Annotated in this window: 13 protein-coding genes and 1 pseudogene; 6 read left to right on the forward strand and 8 right to left on the reverse strand. The window is 70.7% G+C overall.

Annotation, left to right across the window (positions count from 1 at the left end; translation table 11 throughout):
- Positions 1-154: 154 nt before the first annotated feature.
- The 3 genes from AC3RCE_RS17080 to AC3RCE_RS17090 form a co-directional block, all read right to left on the reverse strand.
- Entirely contained in the window at positions 155-4000 is a 3846-nt protein-coding gene (locus AC3RCE_RS17080; protein WP_492253539.1) for an ATP-binding protein, read from the reverse strand.
- A 143-nt stretch (positions 4001-4143) separates the two neighbouring features.
- The gene (locus AC3RCE_RS17085) at positions 4144-4581 is read right to left on the reverse strand and encodes a cupin domain-containing protein (RefSeq protein WP_255591121.1); all 438 of its coding nucleotides are present in this window, start codon (positions 4579-4581) and stop codon (positions 4144-4146) included.
- Between the two features lie 133 nt (positions 4582-4714).
- On the reverse strand, positions 4715-5470 hold the full coding sequence (locus AC3RCE_RS17090) for a sulfite exporter TauE/SafE family protein (RefSeq protein ID WP_492253540.1): 756 nt from the start codon (positions 5468-5470) through the stop codon (positions 4715-4717).
- A 184-nt stretch (positions 5471-5654) separates the two neighbouring features.
- Here AC3RCE_RS17090 and AC3RCE_RS17095 point away from each other — a divergent pair, with 184 nt between their 5' ends.
- Positions 5655-6632, forward strand: coding sequence for a LysR substrate-binding domain-containing protein (locus tag AC3RCE_RS17095; protein WP_492253541.1), 978 nt, complete (start codon positions 5655-5657; stop codon positions 6630-6632).
- Between the two features lie 27 nt (positions 6633-6659).
- Here the strand turns inward: AC3RCE_RS17095 and AC3RCE_RS17100 are convergent, their stop codons facing one another.
- The gene (locus tag AC3RCE_RS17100; RefSeq protein WP_492253542.1) at positions 6660-7301 is read right to left on the reverse strand and encodes a pyridoxamine 5'-phosphate oxidase family protein; all 642 of its coding nucleotides are present in this window, start codon (positions 7299-7301) and stop codon (positions 6660-6662) included.
- Between the two features lie 92 nt (positions 7302-7393).
- Here AC3RCE_RS17100 and AC3RCE_RS17105 point away from each other — a divergent pair.
- Positions 7394-8322 (forward strand): annotated as a pseudogene (locus AC3RCE_RS17105) (LysR substrate-binding domain-containing protein).
- 21 nt (positions 8323-8343) lie between these two features.
- Here AC3RCE_RS17105 and AC3RCE_RS17110 read toward each other — a convergent pair.
- Entirely contained in the window at positions 8344-8910 is a 567-nt protein-coding gene (locus tag AC3RCE_RS17110; RefSeq protein ID WP_218340249.1) for a carboxymuconolactone decarboxylase family protein, read from the reverse strand.
- A gap of 150 nt (positions 8911-9060) precedes the next feature.
- On the opposite strand from AC3RCE_RS17110, the gene AC3RCE_RS17115 reads away from it, so the two are divergent.
- From AC3RCE_RS17115 to AC3RCE_RS17125, 3 genes are all read left to right on the forward strand, one after another.
- Positions 9061-9948, forward strand: coding sequence for a helix-turn-helix transcriptional regulator (locus tag AC3RCE_RS17115; protein ID WP_492253543.1), 888 nt, complete (start codon positions 9061-9063; stop codon positions 9946-9948).
- A 212-nt stretch (positions 9949-10160) separates the two neighbouring features.
- Positions 10161-10658 carry a hypothetical protein gene (locus tag AC3RCE_RS17120; RefSeq protein ID WP_492253544.1) on the forward strand — a complete coding sequence of 166 codons (498 nt, stop codon included), beginning with the start codon at positions 10161-10163 and terminating at the stop codon, positions 10656-10658.
- On the forward strand, positions 10655-10918 hold the full coding sequence (locus tag AC3RCE_RS17125) for a hypothetical protein (RefSeq protein ID WP_492253545.1): 264 nt from the start codon (positions 10655-10657) through the stop codon (positions 10916-10918). Before AC3RCE_RS17120 ends, AC3RCE_RS17125 begins: the two co-directional genes overlap by 4 nt.
- A gap of 9 nt (positions 10919-10927) precedes the next feature.
- Here the strand turns inward: AC3RCE_RS17125 and AC3RCE_RS17130 are convergent, their stop codons facing one another.
- From AC3RCE_RS17130 to AC3RCE_RS17140, 3 genes are read right to left on the reverse strand one after another with little or no spacing between them, the layout of a single operon-like run.
- Positions 10928-12586 carry an acyl-CoA synthetase gene (locus AC3RCE_RS17130; RefSeq protein WP_492253546.1) on the reverse strand — a complete coding sequence of 553 codons (1659 nt, stop codon included), beginning with the start codon at positions 12584-12586 and terminating at the stop codon, positions 10928-10930.
- 49 nt (positions 12587-12635) lie between these two features.
- Positions 12636-14294, reverse strand: a complete 1659-nt coding sequence (locus tag AC3RCE_RS17135) for a diguanylate cyclase domain-containing protein (RefSeq protein WP_492253547.1) — start codon at positions 14292-14294, stop codon at positions 12636-12638.
- 15 nt (positions 14295-14309) lie between these two features.
- A complete protein-coding gene (locus tag AC3RCE_RS17140) occupies positions 14310-15386 on the reverse strand; it encodes an ABC transporter substrate-binding protein (RefSeq protein WP_492253548.1) in 1077 nt (358 codons plus the stop codon).
- Positions 15387-15473: 87 nt separating this feature from the next.
- Between AC3RCE_RS17140 and dnaG the strand changes: the two genes are divergently transcribed.
- Positions 15474-17552: a DNA primase gene (gene dnaG, locus AC3RCE_RS17145; RefSeq protein WP_492244035.1), complete on the forward strand. Its 2079-nt coding sequence runs from the start codon at positions 15474-15476 to the stop codon at positions 17550-17552.
- Positions 17553-17758: the final 206 nt, after the last annotated feature.

The raw sequence follows: 17758 nt of genomic DNA on the forward strand, positions 1-17758 counted from the left end.
CCCGCCTCCTCCCTGTTACGCCGCGCCGCGGCACCTTGGACAAGGGGCGGATTGTGGAAAGCAGGGCGTTGACAGAGCGTTGAATGCCGCGATCGCGGCCCTGGACCGGGCCCGCGACAAAATGCCAGGGGGGCAGGCCGCCGCGATGCTTCCGTCAGGGGCGCATGGCCGCGGCCGCCGCGGTGCACTGCGCCAGGCATTCCCGTGCCTCGTGCAGATCCGGGTTGCCAGGCAGGTCCGAGACGCGAGCCAATGCGGGTTCGAGCAGCGCCGCCGCTTCGCCACAGGCCCCCTGCGCCGCCAGCAGGCGTGCGATGCGCGTGGCGCTGCGCAGCGCAAACAGGGCCGCGCCGCAGGCCTCGGACCGCGCCAGTGCGTCGCGGTACAGCCGCAGCGCCGGCGCGGTGTCGGACGGCCGCAGCTGCAGCAGGGCATCGCCCCGCAGGCGCAGGAGTTCTGCGACGAAATGCGTGTCGTGGTGCGCGGCCGCCTTGTGCAGCGCCTCGTCGATGGCGGGCAGCGCCTCGGCGCCACGGCCCAGGTGCAGCAGCGCATCGATGAGGAACGCCATGAAGGTGATCTCGATCACGCGGAACACCTGCCGCGCGCCCTCCAGGCCCTCGCGGATGGGGGCCAGCGCGCGGGCATCGCCCTGCACCGCCTGCGCCCAGCCCAGCACCGCCGCGGCGGCGGCCTGCCACAGCAGCAGCCGGTGGTGCTGCGCGTAGGCCAGCAGTTCGGCGCTGAGGGCGGCGGCGTGCTCCGGATCGCGCAGGTGGCGGTAGAGCACGGCGGCGCAGCTGAACGCAAAGCCGAAGCTGTGCGCGTGGCCCAGCGTGCGTGCCAGGGCCACGTTGTCATCGGCCAGCGCCCGCGCGCGCGGCAGGTCGCCCTCGATCCAGTGCACCCAGGCCAGCAGGGCGCGCGCGGCGATGCCGATGTCCTCGCCGAACCGCGCGATCGATTCGGCACTGCCCACCCGCGTGCTCCAGCCGATGGCCGCCTCCAGGTGCCCCCGCGAGCGCGCGAACTCGCCCAGCCACAGGGTGTTGTTGCCGTAGGCGTACTCCACGGCCATGCGCCGCGCCGGGTCGGCGCTGCCCTCGGCCATGCGGGCCAGGCGGTCGGCGTATTCCAGCGGATGCTCGTCCTCGCTGTGGCGCCCCACCATCCACAGGCCCCACATGAGCGGGAACAGGTCCATGCCCGGCGGCGCGCTGGCGGCGAGCGCCCAGGCGCGGTGAAAGCAATCCCTGGCCGCGTCGGAGCCATAGCCCTGCGCGCCCACCAGGGCCGTGCCCAGGCCGACCTGCAGCAGCAGCTCGTCGCGCGCGCGGCCCGGGTCGTCCTCGGGCAGCGCCTGCACGGCGGCCAGGCCCGCATAGAAGTCGTGGATGGCCTCCCCCAGCACCGAGCGCGATGCGGCCTGGGTGCCGGCCACCCACCAGGCATGCGCAGCGGCGGGATGGATGGATTCGGACAGGTGATGGGCAAGGATTGCGGGATAGGCCCGCACACGCTCGGAAAAATCGGTGCGCAGCGCCTCGGCCAGCCGGGCATGCAGCCGCCGCCGCTCGGCCTGGGCCAGCGATTCGTAGGCGGCCTGGCGGATGAGCGCATGGCGGAAATACAGCGGCCCGCCGAGCCGCCGCCGCACCAACCCCGCGTGCTGCAGTACCTCCAGGCCGCCGCCCACATCGTCCTGCGGCCCGGCGATGGCGCGCAGCAGGTCCTCTCCGAAGTCGCGGCCGATGCAGGCCGCGTACTGTGCGATGCGCTTGGCCGGGCCCATTCCATCCAGGCGCGCGGCCAATGCGTCCCACAGCGTGGCCGGCACCTCGCTGTGGCCTGCGCCCCCCGCCAGAGCGGCACGGGCCAGTTCCTCGGCGTACAGGGGCACCCCGTCGGCGCGGCCCACGATGGACGCCATCTGGGAATCCCCCAGCCGCGTGCCGCCCTCCAGCTGCGTCACCAGGGCGCGGATGGACTGGTACGACAGCGGCGCCAGTTCCAGTTGCACCGCCAGCCTGGCGGCCAGCGGCCCATGCGGCTGCGCCCGCGTGGTGCACAGCAGGAGCAGGGGAGCATCGCGGTCTGGCGCCAGCATGCGCTCGAGCAGCTCCGATGTGGCCTGGTCGGCCCAGTGCAGGTCCTCCACGACGAGAAGCAGCGGCGGGCCATCGCTGCCGGGGCCGAACAGCCGCGCCAGCAGGTGCTGCTCGCGTTCCTTGCGCTGGGCCGGGTACAGGGGCTGCGCAGCGGCGGCAATGCCGGGGTCCATGGGCAAGCCCAGCAGGTGCAGCAGCACGGGCAGCTCCGCCAGGGCGGCCTCCGTCCCCAGCTCTTGCAGGACCTGGACGGCGGCCTGGACAGCGCCCTGGTGCGCATCGGCGGGCGTGCCGTGGTCCAGCCCCATCTGGCGCTGCAGCTGCTCGACAAAGGGAAAATAGGGGATGTGGGCCGACTCGGCCTGGCAGGCCACTTCGGCGACCCGGCCGCCACAGGCACGGACCTGCTGGGCCAGGGCCGCCGCCAGGCGGGACTTGCCCTTGCCCGCATCGGCCCGCACCAGCACGCCCACCTGCCGCCCCCGCTGCACGTCGCCCCACGCGGCCAGCAGCCTGTCCAGCTCCTGGCGCCGCCCGACCAGGGGAGAGGCAGGGCGCTCCTCCGCATCCCCGCGGCGCATGTCCTGCCTTCGGGCCAGCAGCACCGCCGCGCCCTCCTGGGCAGAGCCCCATTGGAAATGCGTCTCCAGGATGCCGCGCAACGCGGCGCTGGCCAAGACGCCCCCCGCCGGCGCGGCCTGCGCCATGCGGCGCGCCGTCCTGGTGAGCGTGCCCGCCGCATCGGGCGGGCCTTGGGATTCGGCCACAAAGGCCCAGCCCGCGTGCAGGCCCACGCGCGGCACGAGGTCCGCCGCGCAGGCCGCGGCACGCCACGTCTGCACCAGGGCGAGAGCGGCCTGCGCGGCATCGCGCGGCGCATGCTCGCGCGCGCTGGGGTAGCCGAAGAAGGCGAGCAGCTCGCCCCCCTGCGCCGCGACCACATGGCCTGCGTACCCGCGAACAAGCCCGCTGCCCTGCTCCAGCAGCCCCGCCAGCGCGGTGGCGGCGTCCTCGGGGTCCATGCCGTCGCGCGGCTCGAAATCGCAGGCCAGCACGGCAAGGCGGCGGCGTTCCGGCAGCGCCAGGCCCTCGGGCTGCGGGGATTGCGGTGCTGCGGCAGCGCCGATGCGTTCGACCAGCGCCACGGTCTGTGGCTCGGGCTCGGCCCCCAGCTCCTGCGCGATGGCGCGGCGGTACGCGGCATAGTGCGTCAGCGCCGCGGACGGGCTGCGGCGCGCGAGCAGCCGCAGATAGCTGCGCTGCAAGGGCTCGCGCCACGGGTCCACCTCGATGGCGCGCTGCGCATACTGCAGCGCCTTCGCGCCGTGGCCCTGCAGCTCGTGGTGCGCCACCAGCCGCTCCAGCATGTCCAGCGCCTGGCGGTGCAGCCCTTCGCGCCGCGCGGCCAGCCATGCCTCGAACTCGGGCGCGTCGGGCAGGTACAGCCCCGCCAGCAGGGGCCCCCGGTAGTGCGCCACGCGCTGCTCGAGCAAAGCCGGCGCATCCACGGGCACGCTGGCGCCCGCGAGGAAATCGGCCACGTCCAGGCGGCAGCCGGCGCCGGCGCGCAGGCGCAGCGTTTTCTGGGACGCTTCGATCAGCGGCGGGGATCCCGCCGCCGTCGCCTGCGCATCGCCCAGCGCACGGCGCAGGTCGAAGAGGCAGCCCCGCAGGTTGGCGCGGGCCCGCTCGGCATCCACCTGCGGCCACAACAGGTCGGCCAGGTGCTCGCGGCGGTGCTCGCCAGGCTCCAGGGCCAGGTAGGCCAGCAGTGCGCGGACCTTGTCATAGGGGAAAGCGGTCACTGCCTCCTGTCCGCGCGAGATGTCGAACCCGCCCAGAAAGCGCATGGCCAGCTCGCGCGACAGAGGCCCGTTCACGAAGGTAGTCAAGGTGCGAAGAGAGGAGCAGCGGGGGACGGGAAGGAATGGTGCGCTGGCGGGCACCGCGGCATTCTATGTGCCGCCCGCGCGCAGCCCGGCCGGCCCCCCGCCGCCCAGCCCCTGTCACTGCGCGGGGCCGCGCCACGGCGCCCTCACTGCTCGGCGATCACATCCACGAACACCAGCGGCTCGGTGCCGGTGTTGACCAGGCCGTGGGATTCGCCCTTGCGCACGATGGTCACATCGCCCGGCTTCACGGGCACCTCGCGGCCGTCCTTGTCGCGGAAGGTGCCACGGCCCGAGACGATGATGTAGGTGTCTTCATTGGTCGTGTGCTTGTGGTAGCCGATGGAGTCGCCCGGCTGCAGCGTGAGCCAGCTGATCTCCTTGATGGCCTGGTCCCTGGACGCCTTGTCGCGCGTGAACGCGTACTCGCCGATCAGCGTGCCCTTGCCACCGCCGGCGGCCTCCTTGCTGGCCTTGATCAGTTCTTCCTTGGCGTACACCTCGGCCAGGGCCGGCGCGGCCAGCAGGGCCAGAGCCAGGGCGGCGCCCGCAGCCCGTGCAAGCGATTTGTTGTGTGTTGTCATAAGTCTCCTCGGTGGATGGATGCCGCAGCCGCGGCGGCCGCGCCCGCATGGGCAAGGCGCGTGCCGAAGAGCATGTTAGAGCCTTGGGCGCCGTTGCGCTGCCGGGCCGTCAGGGTTCTGAAGGCGTGCGCCCTCACCCCAGCCGCGCCAGCACCCTGGGCACACTCGCCACCAGCATGGCCACACCCGACAGCGTGAGCAGCCCGAGCACGATCTGGCGGAAACGCAGGTCGCTGATGCCGTGGTACAGCCGCGCGCCCAGCAGCGTGGGCACCAGCATCGCCGGCACCACGATGGCCAGCAGGGGCAGCGCCTCCCGGGTGACCAGGCCGGTGGCCAGGTAGGTGATGAAGGTCACCAGCAGCATGGCCAGGTTGAAGTTCTGGATGATGGCGCGCTGCATGTCCTTGTCCATGCCGCGCAGGGTGCACCACAGCGTGGGCAGCACGCCGGTAAAGCCGCCCAGCCCACCCATCACGCCGCCCGCCATGCCCACCACCGCATCGGCCACGCGCCCGCCGCGTGTGATGCGGGGCAACTGCTTGGCCATGAGCATCGCCGGGCACCACAGCACCAGCAGCGTGCCCAGGATGACCTTGAACGCGTCCATGTCCAGCCGGGGCAATACGGCCACCCCGATGGGGATGCCCACCAGGCCGCCCAGCACAAAGGGCAGCAGGCGCACCCGGTCAAAACCCCGGCGCACCGTGGCCGCCGCCACCAGCTGGCCCGTGAGCGCGCCGCACACGGTCAGCACGGCCGCCAGGCGCGGCTCCAGCGTCCAGGCCCAGAACGACATGGCCACCATGCCAAAGCCAAAGCCCGACAGGCCCTGCACGAAGCCCGCCGCCACGGCCCCCAGGGCCACCACCCACAGCACTGAATCCATTGCCTTGTCCCCCTTCTGGTTGTCCGCGTGCCCAAGGAGACTGGCGGTGCCTCTGCGCTCCCGCCAGCTCCACCCACCTGCCTGTTCGCTCCCTCGCTCGCTTCGCATTGTGGAGACTTCCCATAAGCAAAGCATCAGCAATTAATATCAAGCCATATAGTTTTCTGAATACCCCAAAAACCCGATGCCCACGCCCCCGCCCCTGGATCCGGAGGCCGTCCAGGCCCGCCTTGCCTCGCGCCTGAAGGTGCGGCATCTGGTGCTGCTGCAGCAGATCGAGGCGCATGGCACGCTCACCCGCGTGGCGCACCACATGGCCACGAGCCAGCCCGCCATCACGCACGCGCTGGCCGAACTGGAGGCGATCTTCGGCGCGCCGCTGTTCGAGCGCTCCCCGCGCGGCATGGTGCCCACCGCGCTCGGCGCCGTGGCGCTGGCCCGTGCGCGCACCCTGCTGCAGGACCTGGGCCACTGGGCCCGCGACATGGAAGCGGCCAGCGCGGGCCGCGCCGCGCACCTGCAGGTCGGCGTGATCCCTTTCGTGCCGGGCCGCCTGCTGGCCGCGGCCATCGGGCAGACCCGGCCGCGCGGGCTGCGCGCCACGGTGAGCATCCACGAAGGCACCAGCGACCACCTGCTGCAGCGCCTGCGCGGGCACGAACTCGACTGCGTGATCGGCCGCGCATCCGCCGTGCTCGACATGGACGGGCTGGTGCACGAGGTGCTGTACCACCAGGAGCCGCGCCTCATCGCCCACCGCCGCCTGTCGGCGCGCCTGGCCCGCAAGCCCCTGGCCTGGGCCGAGCTGGCGGACCTGGACTGGGTGCTGGGCGCGCGGCAGACGCCCATGCGCGAGCAGATCACCGACTTCTTCCTGCGCGCGGGCGTGGTGCCGCCGCAGCCTTATGTGGAAAGCCTCTCGTCCAAGGTCATCGGCGAGCTGGTGGCGGCCAGCGAGCGGGCTGTCTCCATCGTGCCGGCCGACATCGCGCAGGAGCTGGTGCGCATCGCCGGCGTGGCCATTGTGCCGCACCGCTTTGGCTGGACGCTGCCGCCCATCACGCTGTTCCAGCGCCTGCGGGACGCGCAGCATGCCGAGGTGGCGCAGTTCGCGCAGGCGCTGCGCGAGGCGGCGGCGGCCTTCACGGCCGAGCAGGCCTGAGGGTTCGCGTCCGTCCGGCCGATCCTCTCAATACAGCGTCGCCTGCTGCCGCGCCGGCAGTTCCTGGTCGTACGCCGCGCCATCGAATGCGCCGTGCGTGAGGGACGCAAGGATGGCGCCGGGCGTGGGCACCGGTCGCGGGGTGCCGGGCGGCACGGCATCCCACAGGCGCGAGCGCTGGAGGGCACGCGCGCACTGGAAGAACACGGTCTCCACCTCGACCACGACCACGCACTTGGGCGGCTGGCCGTTGACCACGAAACGCGCGAGCAGATCGGGCGCCACGCTGATGCGGGCACGGCCGTTCACGCGCAGGGTTTCGCCCACGCCGGGGATGAGGAACAGCAGCGCCACGCGCGGATCGGCCAGGATGTTGCGCAGGCTGTCGGCGCGGTTGTTGCCCCGGCGCTCGGGCAGCAGCAGGGTGGTGTCGTCCTGCAGTTGCACGAAGCCCGGCGGATCGCCGCGCGGCGATGCATCGAGCCCCCCGAGGCCAGTGGTGGCCAGCACCGCGAAGGGCGAGGCCTCGATCATGGCGCGGTAGGCGGGGTGGACGCGGGGCACCTCCTTGTGCACGGAGGCATCGCTGAGCGGCCCGAGCAGCGCCTCCAGGCGCGCCAGGGTGTCGATGGCATGGGGGTCGGGCTGCGCCGGGGCGGTGGCTGGCATGGCGGGTGGTTCAAAAAAAGGTGGAGGGGATCAGGGCCAGAGGCGATGGTGCGCACGACGGCGGCCGCTGACAAACGACATCGCCGCCCGGCATGCGTGACAAAATCGCACACATGCCGCCCGCCACGCCACAGCGCCTGCCCCCGCTCCATGCGGTGCGCGCCTTCGCGGCGGCAGCGCGCCACCTGAGCTTCACGCGCGCGGCCATGGAACTGCATGTCACCCACAGCGCCATCAGCCGCCAGGTCCGCGCGCTGGAAGACCACCTGGGCGTGGCCCTGTTCGAGCGGCGCGTGCGGCAGGTGCTGCTCACGCCGCAGGGCCAGCAGTTCTTTGCGCAGTGGAGCCCGCCCTGGCGCAGATCGGCGCCGCAGCCCAGGCCCTGGCGACACCCGGGGCCCCGCGCACCGTGACCATCAACGTGCGCCCCTCGTTCGCCGTGCGCTGGGTCATCCCGCGCCTGCCGGGCTTCGTCGCGCAGTGCCCGGACATCGAGCCCAACGTGGTGACCAGCACGGTCACGCCCGACCACGCCACCGCTCCGTTCGACGTGGCCATCCGCCGGGGACTGGCGGGCTGGCCGGCCGCGATCACGCCGCAGCCTTTTTTGCACGACCAGGCCCTGGTGGTGGGCACACCCGCGCTGTGGGCGGCCCAGCCGGTGCGCACGCCGCCCGACCTGGCGGCGCACGTGTTGCTGTGGTCGCGTTCGCGCCCCGGCGACTGGGACGACTGGAAGCGCCAGGTGGGCGCCCCGCGCCTGCAACCGGCGAGCCAGCTGCAGTTCGACCACCTGCACTTCGTGCTGCAGGCCGCGCTGGACGGGCTGGGCTTCGCGCTCGCGCCCGCCTCGCTGGTGGCGCAGGACCTGGCGGCGGGCCGCCTGGCCTGCCCGCTGCCGGGGCTGGCCCTGCCGCTCACGCGCCACTACTACGGCCTGGCGCCCCAGGCATCGCCGCAGGCCCAGCGCTTCGCGGCGTGGCTGGAGCAGGAACTGCAAGCGGCCCGCACAGTGGCGTGAGGGGCATGCAGCCCCCTCGGCTCAGCGCGCGGGGCGCAGCTTCACGCCGGGGAAGTCCACGGGCACGGCCAGCGCCACGTTCACGTAGTTGGTGAACAGGTTGAGCGCCACATGGGCCACGATCTCCACGATGTGCCCGTCGCTCCAGCCCTGCTCGCGCAGCGCCTGCACATCGGCGGCATCCACCTGGCCGCGCTCGTCGACCAGCTTGAGCGCGAAGCGCAGCACCGCGGCGGTGCGCGGGTCGGCGGATGCACCCGACTGCGCGGCGGCCAGATCGTCGCCGCTCACGCCCGCCTTGCGGCCCAGCGCCGTGTGGGCGGCCAGGCAGTAGTCGCAGGCATTGCGGTTGGCCACGGCCACGGCGATCTGCTCGCCCAGCGCGGCGCCGATCTGGCCGCCGCCCAGCGCACCGAAGGCGCCCCACATGCTTTGCAGCGCGGCAGGCGAGTTGGCCACCGCGCGGAACATGTTGGGTGTGGCGCCGAAAGCGCCGTGGATCTGGTCGAGCAGCGCGCGCGCCGGGCCGCTGGCCGTGGAGCGGTCGACAAGGGGAATGCGGGCGGCGGAGGAGGCAATGGTGGACATGGTGTCTTCCTTGGAAATGGCATGGAGGTTGAAAGCCGGTGCGTTGGCCGCATCGGGTGCATGAACACAGCACCCCTGCAGTGTCTGGCGACATCGAATACCATTGGGCATCAATAGTCCATCATTCATACCAATACATCCAAAACAACCATGAACCCCACGGAAAGCAGCCTCACGCCACCGTCCGTGCCGCTGGACCGCCTGTCCTCGCTGCTGGAACGGTTCAGGGTGCGGGCGCGCCTGTTCCACACCGGCCCGCTGTGCGGCGTCACCCATTTCGCGGCGGCGCCCGGGCGCGGGTTTCTGCATGTGCTGCGACGCGGCGAGATGGTGGTCGCCCACCAGCCCCTGGCGGGGCCACCGGAGCGCCTGGAGGTGCGCGAGCCCAGCCTGCTGTTCTACGCGCGGCCGCTGGAGCATTTCTTTCACAACGCGCCCATGGAGGGCTCGGACTTCACCTGCGCGGCACTGGACTTCGATGGCGGCGCCAGCCACCCGCTGGCGCGCGCCCTGCCCCCGCTGGTGCTGCTGCCGCTGGCCCGCGTCGAGGGCCTGCAGCAGGCGCTGGATTTGCTGTTCGCCGAGACCGACCGCCTGCGCTGCGGCCACCGCGTGCTGGCCGACCGGCTCTTTGAAGTCGTGCTGCTGCAGTTGCTGCGCTGGCTGCTCGACCACCCCGAGGAGGCGCGGATGCCCCCGGGCCTGCTGACCGGCCTGGCCGACCCGCGCCTGGCGCGCACGCTCACGGCCCTGCACGATGCCCCTGGCGAGGCCTGGAGCCTGGAGCAGATGGCCGCGCAGGCCGGCATGTCGCGCAGCGCCTTCGCGGCACGCTTCAAGGCCGTGGTGGGCGAAACGCCCGCGGACTACCTAGCGCACTGGCGCCTCACCCTCGCGCAGGCCCATTTGCGCGGCGGGCGGTCCGTGAAATCGATCGCTCATGGGCTGGGGTATGCCAACCCGTCCGCGCTGTCGCGGGTGTTTGCGCAGAAGCTGGGCATGTCGCCACGCGCCTGGCTGGAAGGCCTCGCGGCATAGCCGTTCTTCCCCGTGGCCCACCTAGCCCGGCTCGACGCGGGGCCCGCGGGACGCCACAATGCCCTGCGCCCACCGCCATGCCCCAGCCGCGTTCCCGCGGGGCGGATTTTTGAGTCAAAACAGGCGACAGCGCTTGTACCCATTGCGCAATCAGCTACTTTATTGATAGCAAATACCCGTGAACTGCCCAGCCCCCGGAAAGGACTCACGCCATGAACACAGCGCTCACGCAACTGGCTGCCGGCTGCGACCTGGCCAGCGAGGCCCACACGCCTCTGCGCCTGGCGTTTGGCCTGGCGTGTGTCGAGCGCGTGCGCCATCTGCTGGAAGACCCCGAGGCCATCGCGGGCCTGGACACGCTGGCAGCGTTCACGGCAGGCACGGTGGATGCAGCCACGCTGGCGAACGCCGCCGCCCGGATGAAGGAGGTGGCCTCGCACCACCGGGGCTCGCAGTCGCTGGACGGATCGGCCCATGCCGCCGTGTCGGCCACCTACGCCGTGGCCAACGCGCTCGCGGGCCGGGCGCTGGAGGCCGCCAGCTACGCGGCCTATGCCACGGTGTACGCGTATGGGGGGTATGCGGTGCAAGACCTCTCGGCCTTCGAGCCGGAGCACCAGTGGCAGGTGCTGGCATTGCAGCGGCTGCTGGACGATGCTCCGTCCGAACGGTCGGCAAAGCCCGCCGCCGCCAGCCAGCCCCGCGCATGAGCCGTCAGCAGATTCCCGCCGCGCTGGCCGCCCCGCTGCGCATGATCCTGGAGGCCGAGCTGGCACGGGGCAACCTCATCGACGAAGTGGCGGACTGGCCGCCCCAATGCGAGCTGCTTGTGATCCTGCGCCGCCCGTTCGCGACGGCCTACCCCACCGGGCCCGGCGTGGCGTTCACCGCCATCGAAGACCGGCACTACTGGAAGTCCGAATACAACCTCGATGGCGGCCGGCAGACGCTGGCGTGCGGTTTTGGCTGAGCCGTGTGATCAGACGTTGATGGCCGCCGCCGACCCGGCCAGCTTGCGCAGCTCGAACTTCTGGATCTTGCCCGTGCTGGTCTTGGGCAGCTCGCCAAACACCACGGCGCGGGGCACCTTGAAGCCCGCGAGGTGCTTCTTGCAGTGGGCCACGATGTCTTCGGGCGTGGTGGTGGTCCCCGCCTTGAGTTCCACAAACGCGCACGGGGTTTCGCCCCACTTGGCATCGGGCTTGGCCACCACGGCGGCGGCCAGCACGTCGGGGTGGCGGTAGAGCACGTCTTCCACCTCGATGGACGAGATGTTCTCGCCGCCCGAGATGATGATGTCCTTGCTGCGGTCCTTGATCTTGATGTAGCCGTCGGGGTACTGCACGGCCAGGTCGCCGCTGTGGAACCAGCCGCCCGCAAAGGCCTCGTCGGTGGCCTTGGGGTTCTTGAGGTAGCCCTTCATGGCGATGTTGCCCTTGAACATGATCTCGCCCATGGTTTCGCCGTCCTGCGGCACGGGCAGCATGGTCTCCGGGTCCAGCACGCGCACGTCGCGCTCCAGGTGGTAGCGCACGCCCTGGCGGGCGTTGAGGCGGGCGCGCTCGCCGATGTCGAGCTGGTCCCACGCCTCGTGCTTGGCGCACACGGTGGCGGGGCCGTACACCTCGGTCAGGCCGTACACATGGGTCAGATCGAACCCCATCTTCTCCATGCCCTCGATCATCGAGGCCGGGGGCGCGGCGCCCGCCACCATGGCCTTGACGCCCCCTTGTGCGAGGTTCTGCACACCCGCCTTCATCGCATCCGGCGCATTGACCAGCAGGCCGTGCACGATGGGCGCGCCGCAGTAGTGCGTGACGCCGTGGGTGCGGATGGCGTCGAAGATGGCCTGCGCGTCCACGCGGCGCAGGCACACGTTCACGCCCGCGCGGGCCGCCACCGTCCAGGGAAAGCACCAGCCGTTGCAATGGAACATGGGCAGGGTCCACAGGTAGACCGCGTGCTTGGGCATGTCCCACTCCAGCACGTTGCTGATGGCATTGCTGGCCGCGCCCCGGTGGTGGTAGACCACGCCCTTGGGGTTGCCCGTGGTGCCGGACGTGTAGTTGAGGGCAATGGCGTCCCACTCGTCGGCGGGCAGGCTCCAGGCGAAAGCCGGGTCGCCCGTGGCGACAAAGGCTTCGTAGTCCGTGCCGCCCAGGCTCTGCGCGGCGGGGCCGTAGAGCGCGTCCTGGACCTCGATCACGCGGATGGGCGTGGTGCCCCTGCGCAGGGCCAGCGCCTTGGCCATGGTGCCGGTGAACTCGGGGTCCACGATCACCGCCCTGGCCTCGCCGTGGTCGAGCATGAAGGCAATGGCCTCCGGGTCCAGCCGGGTGTTGAGCGCATTGAGCACCGCGCCCGCCATGGGCACGCCAAAGTGGGCCTCCACCATGGGCGGGGTGTTGGGCAGCATCACGGCCACCGTGTCGTTCTTGCCGATGCCTGCCTGCGCCAGGGCGCTGGCCAGCTGGCGGCAGCGGGCATAGGTCTGGCTCCAGGTCTGGCGCAAGTCGCCGTGCACGATGGCCAGGCGGTCGGGGTAGACCTCGGCCGTGCGTTCGATGAACGACAGGGGTGACAGGGATGCGAAGTTGGCTTCGGTGCGGGGCAGGTTCTGGTCGAAGATGGAGGTCATGGCTCGCGAAGGTGGGTGAACGGGTCACAGGCTACCGCCCCAGGCTGACTCAAACCCTTCGGCGGCGGCTCTGCTTGACACGGTACATCGCCGCGTCGGCGCTGGCCAGCAGCGTGTGCGCGTCCTGGGCGTCGCGCGGGAACAGGCTCACGCCGATGCTGGCGCGCAGGGCCAGCGGCTGGCCGTCGATCTGCAGCGGGGTCTCGAAAGCGAGCTCCAGCTTGGCGGCGATCTGCAGCGCCGCATCTTCGCAATCCACGTTCTCGCACAGCACGATGAACTCGTCGCCCGCGAGCCGGGCCACGGTGTCGGCCTGGCGCACGGCGCCCACGATGGTGCGGGCCACGGCCTGCAGCACCCGGTCGCCCGCGGCATGGCCCCGCGCGTCGTTGACGGCCTTGAAATCGTCCAGGTCCACAAACAGCAGCGCGCAGTCCCGCCCGCTGCGGCGCGACAGCTCCAGCGCCTGCGCCAGGCGCTGCTCGAACATGCGGCGATTGGGCAGGCCCGTGAGCGCGTCGTGGTGCGCCAGGTGGGCCATGGCGTCGCGGCTGGCGTTGAGCTCCGTCATCTGGCGGCTGATCTGCTGCTCCATGTCCTGGAAACTGCGCGCCAGCTCACCCACCTCGTCCTCGCGCTGCACGGGCAGCACGCCATGCGGGCGGCCCTGCGGAAAGGCCTGCGTGGCGCGCACCATGGCCTTCAGGGGCTGGGTGACCACGCGCGACACCCAGGCCGCCAGCAACACGCCCACGGCGCTCAGCACCAGCAGTATCTTGAAGATGCTGCGCCCCAGGCTCACCACCTCGCCCTGCACGGCGGCAAGGGGCTGGGAGAGCCCCACCACCATGGACCGCCCCTCCTGCGGTCGCCCGAAGGGCATGCGCACGAACGAGAAGACACGCGCCTCGTCATCGCCAGGGCCCTGCTGGCTGAGCACGGCCTGTTCCTCGCGGCCCTCGATCAGGGCCCCCACCGGGCCGAAGGCATCCTGGATCAGGATGCGCTGGCCGCGGTCGAAGCCGAAGGTCTGGGTGGCGTCCGGGTGCACCAGGAAATCGCCCCAGCGGTTGCTGAGAAAGAAGCTGTAGGAGGCGGGCAGCGCATCATTGAAATTGCGCAGGAACTGGTGCGCCGCCACGCGCACCACGACCACGCCCCGCACCTGTCCCCCACGCACCACGGGCGAGGCCATGCTGAACACGGGCAGGGCCTCGGCATCGGGAGCCCCCTCGTGGTTGATGCCGAACTCGGACACATAGACCTCGCCAGGCCCCAGCGCCAGCGTTTCGAAGACGAAGGGGAAATGGGCCTTCTCCTGCAGCTCCCCCTCGCTCGCGCGTAGCCAGGCGTCCCCCGTGCGGTCGATGCGCACCAGCTCCAGGCCGTAGTCCTGCGCACCGATGAAACGGATCTGCTGGTAGCTCGGGTGCGCCACCAGGCTGGCCCTGAACATGTCGGCCAGCACGTTCCTGTCCTGCTCGATGGCGGCCACGCTGGCCAGGAAGGCGGTGTCGCGCGCCACCGTGCCAAAGCCCGCCTGCATGTGGCGCGACAGCACCTGGGTGGTGGCCAGCAGCGCCTGCTCGGCACGCCCCTGCAGGCGCGTGCGGCTGGAGTCGAAGGTGTAGTAGCCCGCCAGGACGGCGGCAAACACGCTGAAGGACGCCAGCAGGATTCCCAGCCGCAGCGCAATGCCCCATTTCATGCGGGTTTTCATGCGTCAGAACCGGGAGGGCCGGTCTCCCGACAGGATGCGCTGCCACAGTTGCGCGCGGCGTGCTTCGTCCTCGACGGGCTCCAGCCAGACGATGGCCCCGGCGGGGGCGTCGTCCGAGAGCGCGGGTGGCTCGTCGAGCGTATTGGCCAGGCCCTGGCGCCGGGTCAGCTCGCGGCTCACGGAGGGGTCGAGCATGTAGTTGATCCACTCGGCGGCCAATGCGGGCTGGGTCGAGCGCCGGGTGATGGCCCAGCAGTCGAGCCAGGCGAGCGCCCCCTCGCGCGGCACCACGTAGCCCACGTCCAGCCCGGCATCGCGCAGCTGCTTGAGCTGCTGCTGGCCGTAGTTGGCGTGCATGACGGCAATGCGGTGCTTGCGAAACAGCTCCAGCGACTCCTCGGGCAGGCTGTAGAACGAACGCACGTTGCGCCGCAGGGCCACCAGATCCCTGGCCAGGGGGCCGAACTGGGTCGCATGCAGGTGAAACGGCGGCAGGCCGCGGTACATGGCCGCCAGGGAGAACCCGTGGCTGCTGCCGTCGAATGCCAGCACACGCCCCCGCCAGCGCGGGTCCCACAGCACCGCGATGGAACTGGGGGGCACGGCCATCTGCTGGCGGTCATAGATCAGCCCCATCTCGGAATAGGTGTAAGGCATCGCGAACACATCCGTTCCCTGCGCGATGCCCGCAATCGCATGCAATTGCCGAAAGCGTGGAAGCTGGCGCTCGGCATTGGGAATGTTGTGCACAGGCAACGGTGCAAGCAGCCGGCGTGCCACCAGGCGCGCGATTTCGGCGGTATTGGCGGCCACAAGGTCGAAACCGGGCCCTTGGGGAGAGGCCAGCTGGGTGCGCAGCACGTCGTCGGAGGCGACGGTGGTGACCTCCACCTTGACCCCATGGCGCTTCTCGAAAACGGCCACGATGTCGGGGTCGGCATACCCCGGCCAGGACAGCACGCGCAGCACCGGCGCGGCCCTCGCGGGCGCGGGCCACAGGAGCGCGGGCACCAGCGGCAGCAGCACGGCCACATCCCGGCGCCGCAGCCCCCGCTGCGCCGAAGTGCTGGACGCGTCCATTGCCCACCACCATGCCGTGACCGCCATGCCGAAAGCCCCGCTTCTGCAATATCTGGTAACAAACAGTTTACGCGGACAATACGCGGCGTGACGATCCCTCAGTCTTTCATTCAGGAACTGCTTGCCCGCGTCGATGTGGTCGACATCGTGGGCCGCTATGTGCAGCTCAAGAAAGGCGGGGCGAATTTCATGGGGCTGTGCCCCTTTCACGGCGAAAAATCTCCCTCGTTCAGCGTGAGCCCCGCCAAGCAGTTCTATCACTGCTTTGGCTGCGGCAAGAACGGCAATGCCATCAGCTTCCTCATGGAGCACGCGGGCATGGGCTTCGTCGAGGCCGTTCAGGACCTGGCCCAGCAGGTGGGCCTCTCGGTGCCGGACGACGACATCTCCCCGCAGGAGAAGGAACGCGCCGCCGCCGCCCGCCAGAAGCAGGCCACGCTGACCGACGTGCTGGAGAAGGCTGCCGACGCCTACCGCCGCCACTTGCGTGAATCCCAGCGCGCCATTGGCTACTTCAAGGGGCGCGGCGTCTCGGGGACGGTGGCCAAGCGGTATGGCCTTGGCTACGCCCCCGAAGGCTGGCGCAGCCTGGCCAGCGTCTTCGCGCAGTACGACGACCCGTTGCTGGAGGAAAGCGGCCTGGTCATCGTCAACGACGAGGACGGCGGCAAGCGCTACGACCGGTTCCGCGACCGGGTCATGTTCCCCATCCGCAACGTCAAGGGCGAATGCATCGGCTTTGGGGGCCGCGTGCTGGGCGACGACAAGCCCAAGTACCTCAATTCGCCCGAAACCCCCGTGTTCCACAAGGGCCGCGAGCTGTACGGCCTGTTCGAGGCGCGCACGGCCATCCGCGAGCAAGGCTATGCCCTGGTCACCGAGGGCTACATGGACGTGGTGGCGCTGGCGCAGCTCGGGTTTCCGAACGCGGTGGCCACGCTGGGCACCGCCTGCACACCCGAACACGTGCACAAGCTGCTGCGCTTCACCGAATCGGTGGTGTTCAGCTTCGACGGAGACAACGCCGGCCGGCGCGCCGCGCGCAAGGCGCTCGATGGCGCCCTGCCCCACGCCACGGACACGCGCAGCATCAAGTTCCTGTTCCTGCCGGCCGAGCACGACCCGGACAGCTTCATCCGCGCCCACGGCACGGACGCTTTTGCCAAGCACGTGAGTGAGGCCGTGCCGCTCAGCCGCTTCCTGGTCGAATCGGCCAGCGACGGCTGCGACCTGGCCACCGCCGAGGGCCGCGCCCACATGGCCAGCAACGCAAGGCCGCTCTGGACGGCCCTGCCCGACGGCGTGCTCAAGCGCCAGGTGCTGGGCGAGCTGGCGGACCTCACCCAGCTCAAGGCACAGGACCTGGCGGACCTGTGGGGCCAGGCCACGGCGCGCGAGGCACCGCGGTCCTCCCACTCCGGTCACGGCGGCCATACCGGGGCAGGTAGTGCACCGGCCCGACAGGCGCCTGCGGCCTACGACCACGAACCACCCTCCTGGGACGCCCCGCCCGACGGGGGGTCGTGGCCGCCCCAAGGCGAGCCGGGCAGTGGATACGACGGCGGATACCAAGGCGGCTACGGCGGCGGCAGCGGCGGAAGTGCTGGCCAGGGCAGCAGCTATGGCAACAAGCCCCCGTTCCGCAAGGGCGGCGACTGGAAGGGCAACTGGAAGAAAAAGGACAAGGACTCTCCCTGGCCGCCCCAGCCCCGCCTGCCGCGCACACCCACCGCCAGCCGCACGGACCATGCCGCGCGCCTGCTGCTGTCGCACATGGCCTTCCTGGAAGAGCTGACCCACGACGACCACGCCACCCTGTGTGCGCTGCAGCCTCCCCACGGCCCGCTTTTTGGCTGGCTGGAGGCGCAGTTTCACGAACACGGCCCCCTGGCCTGGGCCGTGCTGCGCGAGAGCCTGCGCGATCACGAGTGCGAAGCTCTGGCCGTGAAGGTGATGACGGGCTCGCACGCCCAGACCGAAGGCGACCTGCAGGAGCTGCGCACGGAACTGCGGGACCTGCTCAGCCGCATGCAGATCGAAGACATCGAGGAGCAGCAAAAACTGCTGATGCTGCAAGCCGCCACGGACCCGACCGCCCTGGAGCGCTACCGTGCACTGGAACAAAAACGCAGGGTTTTGCTGGGAGTGGCTGTCAAAGCCGCTTGAAATCCCGCCAAGCGGTATAATGTAGGGTTAGTTAGCGGCAAGAGCGACAGCAGCACCTCCGAACCGGGCCACCGTGACAAACGCGCACAACCAGCCCAACCATCGCAAGGACTGCACACCAAATGATCGCCCAGACATCTTGCCCCTGAGGGCCTCCCCTCAAAGCGCGAAGACATTTTCAGCTTCGCGTTGCCACCCGCGCCGGG

The sequence above is a fragment of the Acidovorax sp. GW823-FHT05D11 genome (assembly GCF_058795695.1).